This is a genomic window from Pseudomonas sp. FP1154 (assembly GCF_030687245.1).
In the GTDB taxonomy this organism is placed as follows: Bacteria; Pseudomonadota; Gammaproteobacteria; order Pseudomonadales; family Pseudomonadaceae; genus Aquipseudomonas; species Aquipseudomonas rhizophila.
This window is the reverse complement of the sequence record NZ_CP117465.1, coordinates 4,369,550-4,381,631: the sequence shown is the minus strand read 5'-3', so window position 1 is coordinate 4,381,631 and position 12,082 is coordinate 4,369,550. Positions and strand designations below refer to the sequence as shown.

The following is a 12,082-nucleotide window of genomic DNA, read 5'->3' as shown; positions in this document are numbered from 1 at the left end:
GCTCACACCGACAACCCCACCACAACCTCCCGCCCAGCCAAACCATCAACCAAGTACACGCTCCCCCCCAAAATCTCCTTGGCATGATGCTTGGCCTGCGAAGCCAGTTCCGCCAATTGGCTGGCATCCAGTTCCCCACAGGCTTCAGCCCGCAAATGCACCACCCCAATCGACAGCGACAGCAAGGCAAATTCCTGTCGAACGCCCTGCCGATTCAGCGCGGTGAAGCAGCCGGCTTCCAGATGCTCGGGGCGGTAGAAGCGGCGGCAGTGGGTCTGGAAGTCGCTCAGTAATTGATTCAGGCGTTTGCGCCAGTCTTCCGGACCGAGGACCAGCAGGAAGTCGTCGCCGCCGATGTGACCGACGAAGTCGCGGCTGGGATCGATGCGTTCGTTCAGGCATTGGGCCAGGCACAGCAGGACTTCGTCGCCGCGACCGTAGCCGTAGATGTCGTTGAAGGGTTTGAAGCTGTCGATGTCCACGTAGCAGATCACTGATTCCTGTCGTTGTTGCAGCAGGCGTGTCAGGCATTGTTGGATCGGCACGTTACCCGGCAGCAGGGTCAGCGGGTTGGCGTAGCGGGCCTGTTGGATTTTCAGTTCGGTGATGAGCTTGAGCACGTCGATCACCCGGCCCAGGCCCAGGTAACTGCCGTTGAGGGTGATGATGAAGTCTTCTTCGATGCGCTGTCGGGCGCGGCTGGTGATGAGGCGGCTGACCTGTTGCAGCGACTGGTTCAGTTCCACCGCCAGGAAGTCATCGCTCATCAGGCGGCTGATGGGTTTGCGGGCGAACAGGTCGGTGGCGAAGGGTTTGAGCAAGGCATCCGAAAGGGAGTGACGATGGACGATGCCGCAGGGCTGGTCCTGATCGTCCAGTACCGCCAGAGAGTTGAGGTTGGCCTGGCGTCGAAACGCCTCAAGCACGCTGGCCGTCGGCGTGTCGTGGGCCACCGCCGGTTGTTCGTTGAGCAGCGCCCCGAGGTCGTTGACTTCGTCGGTCAACGCCACCGCGCCGGCGTCCTGCCGGGGCATCAGCGCCCTGGCGTCACGGGAGGGCTGCTCCTGTGGGCGAGCGAGCAGATAACCCTGAACCAGGTCGACGCCCATCTCTATCAATACTGCCAGTTCTTCCGGCAGTTCGATTCCCTCGGCAATCACCTGGGCGCGGGAAGCCCGGGCGATTTTGAGGATCGAGCCGACAAATTCGCGCTTGAGGGCATCCTGGTGAATACCATCGATGAAGTGCCGGTCGATCTTCACATAATCGGGGCGCAATTCGGACCACAGCCGCAGGCTCGAATACCCGGCGCCCAGATCGTCCAGGGCGATGGAGAAACCCATGGCCCGATAATGATGCAGGGCGGTTTGCAGGAGTTGGAAGTCATCGATCGGCGTTTGTTCGGTCAGTTCGATCACCACCTGGCTGGGCGGGATGCCGAAATCTTGCAACAGTTGCAAGGTGCGTCCGGTCTGGTGGGCGGCTTCGAGCAGGGATTCGGGCGAGACGTTGAGGAACAGCTTGCCCGGCAGTTTCTGCTCATTGAAACGTTGGCAGGCGCTGCGTCGGCAGGCCAGTTCCAGCTCACTGAGGCGTCCGGCCTGGCGGGCCACCGAAAGTAGGGCGATGGGCGAGTGCAGCGGGCTGTTGGACGGGCCCCGGGTCAGGGCTTCATAACCGACGATGCGCCGTTCGGAAAGGCAAATGATGGGTTGGAACAGGCTGTGTAAACCGCTTTGAGCCAGGATCGAACTCAAGGCACTCAGCTGTTCTGTCGTGGTCATGGCAATCTCTGGCGATAAAAAAAGGACTGGGCGCCACCCGTTCAAGGGGGCGCCCGGTCCTGTATTTCACGACAGAATGATGTCAGTTTGATGACGCTCCGGGGAGCGTCAGCATTAAATGGCCATCATGTCAGTGCTTGGCAATCGCCGTGTTGAGTTTCAGGTAATCGATGAGGATACGACCGGTCTCGCTCAGGTAGGCATCGTCTTCCGGTTTGGTTTTTTCCGGCTCGGCGATCAGGTCTTCATCCTCTTTCTTCAGTTCCTTGAGCGGCTCTTCACCCTTGGCCTTGCGCCGCAGGTTTTCCATGGTCAGTTGCTTGGCTTCGATGTCGGCATGCTGTGCGCGACGCTCGGCTTCGTTGAGGGTGACGGTTTTCTCCAGCATCAACTTTTGCGCCAAAGCCAGCTTGTCGCGGATGAAGACAAACTCCGCGTCCTGGGACGTGCGAGCGTCATGATCGGACTTGAGTTGCGCCAGGAATGGCTTGAACGGATCCACGGCCGGCTTGATCGCAGGCCGGATGGTGTCCCACGGCATGGCCTCGGGCAGGGCGCTTTCACCGATTTCCTTGGTGTCGATGATCGACGGGTAATCGATGTCCGGCAGTACACCCTGGTGCTGGGTGCTCTGGCCGGAAACCCGGTAGAACTTGGCCAGGGTCAGCTTCAGTTCGCCATGGTTGAGCGGCTGGATGGTCTGCACGGTGCCTTTGCCGAAGGTCTGGCCGCCGATGATCAGTGCCCGGTGATAGTCCTGCATGGCGCCGGCGAAAATCTCCGAGGCCGATGCCGACAGACGGTTGACCAGCAAGGCCATCGGGCCCTTGTAGAACGCCCCCGGATTTTCATCCTCAAGCACATCCACGCGGCCATCGGCGTTACGCACGAGCACGGTCGGGCCCTTGTCGATGAACAGGCTGGTCAGTTCCGTAGCTTCCTGGAGGGAGCCGCCGCCGTTGTTGCGCAAGTCGATGACGACACCGTCGACTTTTTCCTTCTGCAACTCGGTCAGCAGCTTCTTCACATCGCGCGTGGTGCTCTTGTAGTTCGGATCACCGGCGCGGAAGGCCTTGAAGTCCAGATAGAAAGCCGGGATCTCGATCACACCGAGCTTGTAGTCCTTGCCATCCTGTTTCAGTTTGAGGACAGATTTTTTTGCAGCCTGCTCTTCCAGCTTCACCGCTTCACGGGTGATGGCCACGACTTTGCTGGTCTGGTCGTTCGGCGCATTGCTGGCCGGGATGACTTCCAGGCGCACTACCGAGCCTTTCGGGCCGCGGATCAGCTTGACCACTTCGTCCAGGCGCCAGCCGACCACGTCGACCATTTCCTTGTTGCCCTGGGCGACACCAATGATCTTGTCCGCCGGGCCGACCTGTTTAGTCTTGTCGGCAGGTCCTGCCGGCACCAGGCGCACGATCTTCACTTGATCGTTGTCGCTCTGCAGCACCGCGCCGATGCCTTCCAGGGACAGGCTCATGTTGATGTCGAAGTTTTCCGCATTATCGGGCGACAGATAATTGGTGTGCGGGTCGTAGGACATGGCGAAGGTATTGATGTACGCCTGGAAGATATCTTCGGCGCGAGTCTGGTCCAGACGGGCCAGTTGGTTCTTGTAGCGTTTGGTCAGGGTTTCCTGGATCTGCTTGGAGTCCTTGCCGGCGATCTTCATGCGCAACACTTCGTCCTTGACGCGTTTGCGCCACAGGTCGTCAAGTTCAGCGGTGCTTCTGAGCCAGGCGGCGTCCTTGCGATCCACCTGCAAGGTTTCCTTGGTATTGAAGTCGATCTTGTCGACGCCTTTGTTCAACTCGGCAAGGGTGTAATCCAGACGCGCCTTCACGCGATCCAGGTAGCGCTTGTAGATGATGAACCCGGCGTTCAGGTCGCCGCTCTTGAGGAAATCGTCGAACTGGGTTTTCCACTTGTCGAATTCAGCGATGTCGCTGGCCATGAAATAGCTGCGCGAGGGATCAAGCAGCTTCAGGTAGCTGTCGTAGATGATGACCGAGCGCGCGTCATCGAGCGGCGGCTTGCTGTAATGATGGCGCTTGAGCAATTCAACGACGTTGAGGCTGGCAATCACCTCGTCGCGATCGGGCTGAAGCTTGTCCCAGCTATTGGCTGCGAACGTATCGCTCGACAGCGGCAACAGACCGAGGCCAATGACAAGCGCGAGGGCGGTGCTGGGGAACAGGTGCTTCATGCTGATTCGACGCAGGGACAATTGATAACGCATATTAGGCCGTCTTTGAAGTCGCCGGTTCCATGTGGCCCGGGCGCATAATGCAAGAAAGCCCGGCGTTACAGCAGCGGGCCCAGTCGAGACTCACTATGGAGGCACCGTGAAAGCATTGCAAGGCGTTGAAGGCCAAGTGGTATGGGCAGATGAGCCAAGTCCGACGTGTGATGTAGGGCAAGTCCGCATCCGTGTGGCGGCCGCCGGTCTGAATCGAGCCGATTTGTTACAAAAGGCCGGACATTATCCGCCGCCGCCCGGTGCCAGTCAGGTGCTAGGCCTGGAGTGCGCCGGTGTGATCAGCGAGGTCGGAGCGGGCTCCTCGTGGCAGATTGGCGATCGCGTTTGCGCCCTGCTGGCCGGCGGCGGGATGGCCGAAGAGGTGGTGGTCGATGGCCGGCATGTCCTGCCGGTGCCCGAAGGGTTATCCCTGGCTGAGGCGGCCGCGCTGCCTGAGGTTTACAGCACCGCGTGGCTCAATCTGTTTCAGCTGGCTACACTCAAACCGGGGGAGAAAGTGCTGCTGCACGCCGGGGCCAGCGGTGTCGGTTCGGCCGCGATCCAGTTATGCAAGGCCTTTGGCAACCCGTGCTGGGTCAGCGTCGGTTCGGCTGATCGTCTGAGTTATTGCGAGGCGCTGGGGGCCCAGGGCGGCGTGATACGCACCGATGGCCTCGAGAGCCTGAACGACTTCGCCCCCTTCGATGTGATCCTCGATCCGGTGGGCGCGAACTACGCTGCATTGAACGTGAAACTTTTGTCAGTTGACGGCCGTTGGGTGTTGATCGGCCTGATGGGCGGGCGCTCGACCGAACTCGATCTGGCGCAGGTACTGGGCAAGCGTATCCAATTGCTCGGCTCGACCTTGCGCAGTCGTGACGATCAGTTCAAGGCCGACCTGATCAGTGAGCTGGGGCACCAGGTGTGGCCGCTGTTCACCGACAAACGCCTGAGCCCGCAACTGGCCAGGACCTTTGCGATCAAGGATGCCGAAGCGGCGTTTGCCGAGCTGGCGAGCAACAAGGTGTCAGGAAAGTTGGTGTTGGTGATCGATGAAAGCCTGGGCTGATTCCGGGGAGTCGAACCCAGGCTTTGCGGTACCGCCTGAATGTGGAAAACCACGTGCTGCTAAAGGGTTGACCTAGAGGTTAACCCTTAGGACCTGAGAGAACATCCGTTGCTCGTTGCTGTTTTTACGGACAATCGAGTAGTTGATCAGGACGGTTTTTCCGCTGTTTTCGGATACCCAGGCACTGGGAATGTCAAAAACGTTGGCTTGGCCGGACGTCACATCCTGGTTTTCAGTATCGTGGGTGGTGACACCGGCCCAACGAACCCTGACGGTGTAGCCTGTCTCACCGCCGTAGTTCACGCTAACCTTCAAGTTGGAATAACTCGGTGCCGGTAATGGATCCACCGCTTGCGGGTCGATATGCAGCGTCAACCTGTCTGACTCTATCGTCTCGCCAATCCCTTTTTCCTTGACGGAATAGCCGACCACGACAGATCGACCGATATTGTCGACGACTTCCAGACGAGGAATCGGGATCAGTCTTTTCCCGGGGGGATCACCCACTTCGATAATTGGACTGTTGTAGTTGACCCGACCCTGCCAGCGCGCCCGGATGGTATCGGTAGCATGCATACCGGTGTAGTGAGGTACTTCAACATCCACATACGTGTCGGTGTAGATATCACTCATTTTCAGATGGTCGCCCGCTGCGTTATAGGCTTTGGGAACCTTGGGTTTGAGTTTCCCCGGGGTGATGGGAAGGACAGCCTGGTCCGCGGCGTTATAGACAAACGTGGCATCTGCAGACGGGGTGCCGGGTATGGTCAGACGAATGATGGGGACCACCATGCCCCCGGTGCGGTCGTAATATTTCTGTTGGTCGATTTGGGCATTCGCCAGCCCTGTGTCGATGTAGAAGAAGGCCTGAATTGGCAATACTCCGGGCTCATTTTCAGGCCAGGCTTTGATGCGCAGCTCGTTGTGATCGGCAAAAGCCTCATCGGGGATCAATGAACGAACCCGAATGGCCTGGTTGAAGCCTTGGACTGCTTCTGCATCCAGGCTGCTCGTTACCATAAAGGCGCAGGAGTGCGCGGTTCTATATTGAGAGACCTTTCGATAATGGGCCACCCATTGTTCCGCGGTGGTAATGTTTTGTTCTCGACAAGGCGTGCTGTCAGCAAATACTCGCGGAGGCACGATACTGTCTCTGCATCCATACTGCCCCGCGGCATCGCGATAAAACGTAGCGCCGTCGAGTGGAAAGTAACAGATAACTTCGGGTTTTATTTTTCCGGCGGGGGCGTTGAGATAAGGATAGAAAATCAAGCCATTGACACCATACCAGGGGGTGCGAACAAACTTTGTATCGGCTCTCAAATAAGAAAATGAGACTGCGTCGGTTTTTCTTGAGAAGTCGCTATGATCCCATGGATCGTAATTATTGCTGGTTTTAGTGATGCGTAGCGTTACCCCTGAGCAGAGAAAGGCTGGTGTGGTGGGCGTGCCGCAGTTGGCGGCGGTATTGTGATACGCCGTGGTCAGCTTTCGGGCTGTTTCCTCACCGGAGCGTTCATAACTACTGGAAGACTGAATGTCGGGTGGTGGCGACGGCAGTTGAGTTGCGCAACCAAATAATACGGCGAGCGCGAGGGCCGTAAGTGCCTTTATGCTGGTGTGGGTAAAAATCCACTGTTCAAGGTACTTGTTCATGAGGGCTCCCGTCGCGGGGCGACTGTCGAGTAAAAACAGGGCGTGGAGTTATTAACCTGCGGATACAGCCATGCGTCTACTGTTAGAAATAACAGGTCAAAGGAAGAACAAGCGCCATCTGTCGGTTAGTCTGAGCGACCTGTAAAGTCTGACAGTAGACATCGCATAAAAAACGCTTTAGAGAAGTTTCGAGAGTAATAGATGTCTCTCTGATTAGTGTCCTGACAGAAGAGATGTTGTGATGACTGCAAAGTGACTCCGCATGATCCATGAACATATTGGCTCAGTAAAAAACGCATGCCCCAGCAGGCTTGAATGGCACCCTCATGCCTATCGCCGGAGGCTTCCACCTCTGACCGGCGAACCCAGGCAAACCGACCTTTGGTCGGCAGCCCATAGCCGATGCGCGCACCCTGCTAGCGTTAACTAATGGAGGGATGGGGGTAACCGCAGCTTTCATTTCACCCGCCAGGTGAAGAGGTTGATCATGACCATCGCCGAATGGCGCATGCAGGGCGTCGAATTCATTGCCTGCAACTGCAATTGGGGCTGTCCCTGTCAATTCGACGCGCCACCGACCCATGGCCACTGCCACGCGGTGGCGTCGATGCGAGTGGAACGCGGGTATTTCAATCAAGTGGCGTTGGGAGGCTTGTGTTGGGCCGCCACCTTCGCTTGGCCGGGCGCCATCCATGAGGGCAACGGCAGTTGTCAGGTGTTCATCGATGAACGCGCCGACGAGGCGCAACGCCAGGCCCTGCTGACCATCCTCTCTGGTCTGGAGAGCGACCCCGGGGCCAACGTGTTTCAGGTGTTCAGCAGCACCATGAGTGAAATGTTCGAACCGCAGTTCGTGCCCATCACCCTGTCCATCGATGTCGATCAGCGTTTGGCGCACCTGGACATTCCCGGCGTATTGCAGGCCAGCGGCGAGCCGATCCGCAGCCCGATCGACGGTTCACCTCATCGAGTCCGCCTGTCCCTGCCCAACGGCTTCGAGTTCCTTGAGGCTGAAGTGGCCAGCGGCAGCTACCAGACGCATTCAGCGCTCAAGCTTCAATCCCAGGACAGCCATAGCCACCTCGCCCACGTGCATTTCACCGGTCATGGCATAGAGCCGTAAAGATGGCAGAACCCCAGGCGGCGGCGCAGAGCAAGCGACTGACAGGCGAGCAGTTGTTGTTCCTGCTCTGCCTGCTCGCGCTGACCGCCTTGGCTTGGCTGGTGCTGCTGCAGATGGCCCGTGACATGAGTGCGCCGGGCGGCATGGCCGATGCGGCAATGGCCGGTATGCTCATGCCCTGGAGCCTGGGCGATGCGCTGCTGATGTTCGCCATGTGGGCGGTGATGATGATCGGCATGATGCTGCCCAGCGCCTTGCCCATGCTGCTGATCTACCAGCAGATGCTGCGCAAGCGTATGCCGGCACCGCAGCGACACCTGGCCCTGCTGCTGTTCTGCAGCGCCTATGGCCTGGTCTGGGTTGGTTTCGCCCTGGGCGCCACGGCGCTGCAATGGGCGCTCGAGCGGCTGGCCTTGCTCAGTCCGGGGATGCGCAGCAGCAGTACCGCGCTGGGCGCTGGCCTGCTGCTGGTCGCAGGCATCTATCAGTGGTCGCCAAGCAAGGCGGTCTGCCTTGAGCATTGTCGCGGGCCGCTGCATTTTCTTCTCGGCTACTGGCGCCCCGGCGTGCTCGGCGGCTGGCGCATGGGGCTGGCCCATGGCGCTTACTGCCTGGGCTGCTGCTGGGCCCTGATGGGCCTGCTATTCGTGGTCGGCGTGATGAACCTGCTCTGGGTGGCAGTGATCGGTGCCTTCATCCTGCTGGAGAAGAACCTGCCGCAGGGACTCTGGCTCAGTCGTATCTGCGGTGTGTTGTTGCTCTGCTGGAGCCTGTGGCTGCTGCTGGGCTAGGCTAAACCTGTGTGGGAGCGAGCCTGCTCGCGATTGCGATGGATCAGCAGGCATTGATTTAACTGACACACCGCAATCGCGAGCAGGCTCGCTCCCACAGGGGGCTTATTTCCAGGTATGAATCGGCCACCCGGCCGATTCGGCATGGGCCTTCAACACCGCATCCGGGTTCACCACATGGGGATAATCCACCCGCTGTAGCAGCGGCAGGTCGTTGCGCGAGTCAGAATAGAAACTTGCGCCCTCAAGGTTTTCTTCCTCGGCATCCAGCCAGTCCAGCAGCCGTGCGATCTTGCCTTCGCGATAGGTCAGGGTGCCGACGGTCTTGCCGCTGTACACCCCATGACTCACCTCAAGCTCAATCGCCAGGATCTCATCGATGCCCAGCCGTTCGGCAATCGGCTTGACCAGGTGCGTGCCGGAGGCGGAGATCACCAGGATCCGGTCACCGGCCTTGCGGTGTTCGGCGATGGTTTTGGTGGCGTCGCTGAAGATGATCGGTTCGATGAAGTCTTCCACCCACGGCGTCACCAGGTGTTCGATTTCTTCCGGGGTGCGGCCGATCATCGGTTCCAGGCTGAAGTCCATGTATTCTTCCATGCGCAGCTTGCCGTGGCTGTAGGCGTCCATCAGCTCATTGTTGCGACGCATGAACGACTCTGGATCGACCCAGCCCAGGCGCCCCATCTGCTCGCTCCAGAGGGTGGCGCAATCGCCGTGGATCAGGGTTTCGTCCAGATCAAAAATTGCCAGGGCCATCAGCGCGTTTCCCTTTTAAAAATCAACTTCAAAATCAATAAAGCCATCAGGCTACCTCACACAGCGCCGTCGAATCGATGGAAAGTGACAGTCGTGTGCCATCGGGGTGCAAATCGGCGGCGGAACGATTGAGCACGTCGACCACCAGCTCTACGCCGCGAGCCTCGACCCGGTAGCGGATCACGTTGCCCAGCAGGCTGTGGCTGCGGATCAGTGCATCGGGCTCGCCGCTGCGGCTCAGTTCAATGGCCTCCGGGCGAATGGCGATGCGACCGGTCACTGGCCGTTGCAGCAGTTTGCTGGCGCTGTCGGCGTCCAGCAGGTTGTAGTTGCCGATGAAGCCGGCGGCAAAGACATCGACCGGCGCAGTGTAAAGGGTTTCGGCATCGCCGCTTTGTACGATCTTTCCCTGGTTCATCAGGAAAATCCGGTCGGACATGGTCAGCGCTTCTTCCTGATCGTGTGTGACGAAGATCGTGGTCAGGCCCAGTTCGCGTTGTATCTGTCGGATCTGCTCGCGCAAATGTTTACGAATCCGTGCATCCAGGGCCGACAGCGGCTCGTCCAGCAGCAACAGGCGCGGGCGGGTCACCAGGGAGCGGGCCAGGGCCACGCGCTGGCATTGGCCGCCGGAAAGTTGATGGGGGTAGCGAGCGGCGAAGTCGTGCAGCTCCACCAGCCGCAAAATCTCCAGTACCCGTTGGCGGCTGTCCTCGGTCGCAACCTTTTGCATGCGCAGGCCGAAGGCGACGTTCTGTTCCACGGTCATGTTGGGAAACAAGGCGTAGCTCTGGAACACCATGCCGATCCCGCGTTTCTGCGGGCTCAGCGGGACGATGTCCTGTCCGTCCAAAAGGATCTGTCCGGCATCCACCGCGGTCAGGCCGGCAATGCAGCGCAGCAGTGTGGACTTGCCGCAGCCGGAAGGGCCGAGGAGGGTGACGAACTCGCCCTTGTGGATTTCGCAATTGATGTCGCTGAACACCGGTGTGCCGGCATAGCTTTTTTGCAGGTGTTGGACGCTGACGTAGCTCATTGGCTTTTGTCCTTGTTCAAGATGTTGGCCGCCCAGGTCAGGACCAGTACGAAGAAGAAGTAGGAAATCACCAGCGCACTGGTGAAGTGACCGCTGCTGTTGCGCATGTTGTTCAGGTACACCTGCAGGGTTTCATAGCGGGTGCCGACCAGGATGTTGGCAAACACGAACTCACCGAACAGAAACGAGAAAGACAGCAGCAGCGCCACCATCAAGCCCTTGCGCAAGTTCGGCAGTACCACCAGCAAAGCCGCCTGGAACGTGCTGGCGCCTAGCAGTTGGGCGGCGTCCATGAGGTCGCGCAGGTTGATGGCTTGCAGGTTGTTGGTGATCGCCCGATACATGAATGGCAGGGCAACGGTGAAGTAGCAACCGATCAGGATCCACGGCGTGCCCACCATCGCCAGCGGCCCGGAACCGTAGAGTTGCAACAGCCCCACTGAAGACACTACCGGCGGCACCGCGAAGGGCAGCAGGATGAGGATGTTCATCAGTGCGTCGAGCTTTGGAAAGTGGTAATGCACCACAAACAGCAGGGGCAGGATCAGTACCACGGACAGCACCAGCGCCCCGACGCAGACGATCAGCGATTGACCGAAGGCGTTGAGAAAACGCGGATCGCTCCACAGCTGCACGTACCACTTGAAGGTGAAACCGCTGGGCAGCACGGTGGCCGACCAACTGCTGGCGATGGAGTAGATCAGCGTGCCGGCCAGGGGCAACAGCAGGATGGCGAACAGCAAATACACCACCAGCCGATGATAGAGCCCGGCAGAGCTCGATTCAGCGCGAGACATGGTAGCTCCTCTTGAGCAGCAACTGATGGACGACGGTCACCAGGGTCATCAGCGCCACCAGCACCACGGCCAGGGCGCTGGCCATGTTCGGGTCAAGGGAGATGTCCCCGGAGACCATGGCGGCGATGCGAATCGGCAGGACGTTGAAGTTACCGGTGGTTAGCGCATACACCGTGGCGTAGGCACCGAGCGCATTGGCCAGCAGGATCACGAACGTGCCCAGCAGCGCCGGGGTCAGCACCGGCAAGCCGATGTGCCGCCAGAACTGCCAGCCGTTGGCGCCCAGCAGCGCAGCGGATTCGCGCCAGTCCTCGCGCAGCGCGTCGAAGGCCGGGTAGAGCAGCAGTACGCCCAGGGGAATCTGGAAGTAGGTGTAGAGGATGATCAGCCCGGTTTTCGAGTACAGGTTGAAATCTTCAATGATCCCCGCCTGTTTGAGCATGATCGTGATGCTGCCGTTGAACCCCAGCAAAATGATGAAGGCGAAGGCCAGGGGCACGCCGGCGAAGTTGCTGGTCATGTTGGCGAAGGCGTTGACGAAGTTGCGCAGGCGCGAATCGACCCGACGCAGGGAATAGCTGCCGAGCACGGCGATGATGATGCCGAACACGCTGGACCAGAAACTGATTTCCAGGCTGTGCTGGATCGCTTGGCGGTAGAACTTCGAACTGAAAATCTTGCTGAAATTGGCCAGGCCCCAGCCGAACTCTTCCGATTCCAGGCTGTTGACCAGCACCCAAAGCAGCGGCGCGATCTGGAACACGATGAAGAAAATCGCGAAGGGCACCAGGCACAACGCTGCCAGCCATTTGCCGCGCGTCATGG

General features: G+C 59.2%; 10 protein-coding genes. 3 read left to right on the top strand and 7 right to left on the bottom strand.

Annotated elements, in window-relative coordinates:
• Positions 1-2: 2 nt before the first annotated feature.
• Both PSH91_RS19660 and PSH91_RS19655 read right to left on the bottom strand, forming a co-directional pair.
• Positions 3-1,784: a bifunctional diguanylate cyclase/phosphodiesterase gene (locus tag PSH91_RS19660; RefSeq protein WP_305466547.1), complete on the bottom strand. Its 1,782-nt coding sequence runs from the start codon at positions 1,782-1,784 to the stop codon at positions 3-5.
• A gap of 130 nt (positions 1,785-1,914) precedes the next feature.
• Positions 1,915-3,993: a carboxy terminal-processing peptidase gene (locus PSH91_RS19655; RefSeq protein ID WP_305468567.1), complete on the bottom strand. Its 2,079-nt coding sequence runs from the start codon at positions 3,991-3,993 to the stop codon at positions 1,915-1,917.
• Positions 3,994-4,132: 139 nt separating this feature from the next.
• On the opposite strand from PSH91_RS19655, the gene PSH91_RS19650 reads away from it, so the two are divergent.
• Entirely contained in the window at positions 4,133-5,095 is a 963-nt protein-coding gene (locus PSH91_RS19650; RefSeq protein ID WP_305466546.1) for a zinc-binding dehydrogenase, read from the top strand.
• Between the two features lie 72 nt (positions 5,096-5,167).
• Here PSH91_RS19650 and PSH91_RS19645 read toward each other — a convergent pair whose 3' ends face one another.
• Positions 5,168-6,751 carry a hypothetical protein gene (locus tag PSH91_RS19645; protein ID WP_155417192.1) on the bottom strand — a complete coding sequence of 528 codons (1,584 nt, stop codon included), beginning with the start codon at positions 6,749-6,751 and terminating at the stop codon, positions 5,168-5,170.
• Positions 6,752-7,238: 487 nt separating this feature from the next.
• On the opposite strand from PSH91_RS19645, the gene PSH91_RS19640 reads away from it, so the two are divergent.
• Both PSH91_RS19640 and PSH91_RS19635 read left to right on the top strand, forming a co-directional pair.
• On the top strand, positions 7,239-7,874 hold the full coding sequence (locus PSH91_RS19640) for a DUF1326 domain-containing protein (protein ID WP_047229653.1): 636 nt from the start codon (positions 7,239-7,241) through the stop codon (positions 7,872-7,874).
• A 2-nt stretch (positions 7,875-7,876) separates the two neighbouring features.
• Entirely contained in the window at positions 7,877-8,665 is a 789-nt protein-coding gene (locus PSH91_RS19635; RefSeq protein ID WP_305466543.1) for a DUF2182 domain-containing protein, read from the top strand.
• A 105-nt stretch (positions 8,666-8,770) separates the two neighbouring features.
• Here the strand turns inward: PSH91_RS19635 and PSH91_RS19630 are convergent, their stop codons facing one another.
• The 4 genes from PSH91_RS19630 to PSH91_RS19615 are packed head-to-tail and all read right to left on the bottom strand — an operon-like array spanning position 8,771 to position 12,080.
• Positions 8,771-9,424 (bottom strand): HAD family phosphatase, encoded by a 654-nt coding sequence (locus PSH91_RS19630; protein WP_107321754.1) that lies wholly within the window; start codon positions 9,422-9,424, stop codon positions 8,771-8,773.
• Between the two features lie 46 nt (positions 9,425-9,470).
• Positions 9,471-10,460, bottom strand: a complete 990-nt coding sequence (locus tag PSH91_RS19625; protein ID WP_047229650.1) for an ABC transporter ATP-binding protein — start codon at positions 10,458-10,460, stop codon at positions 9,471-9,473.
• A complete protein-coding gene (locus tag PSH91_RS19620; RefSeq protein ID WP_047229649.1) occupies positions 10,457-11,257 on the bottom strand; it encodes an ABC transporter permease in 801 nt (266 codons plus the stop codon). Before PSH91_RS19620 ends, PSH91_RS19625 begins: the two co-directional genes overlap by 4 nt.
• Positions 11,244-12,080: an ABC transporter permease subunit gene (locus PSH91_RS19615; RefSeq protein WP_160893164.1), complete on the bottom strand. Its 837-nt coding sequence runs from the start codon at positions 12,078-12,080 to the stop codon at positions 11,244-11,246. Before PSH91_RS19615 ends, PSH91_RS19620 begins: the two co-directional genes overlap by 14 nt.
• Positions 12,081-12,082: the final 2 nt, after the last annotated feature.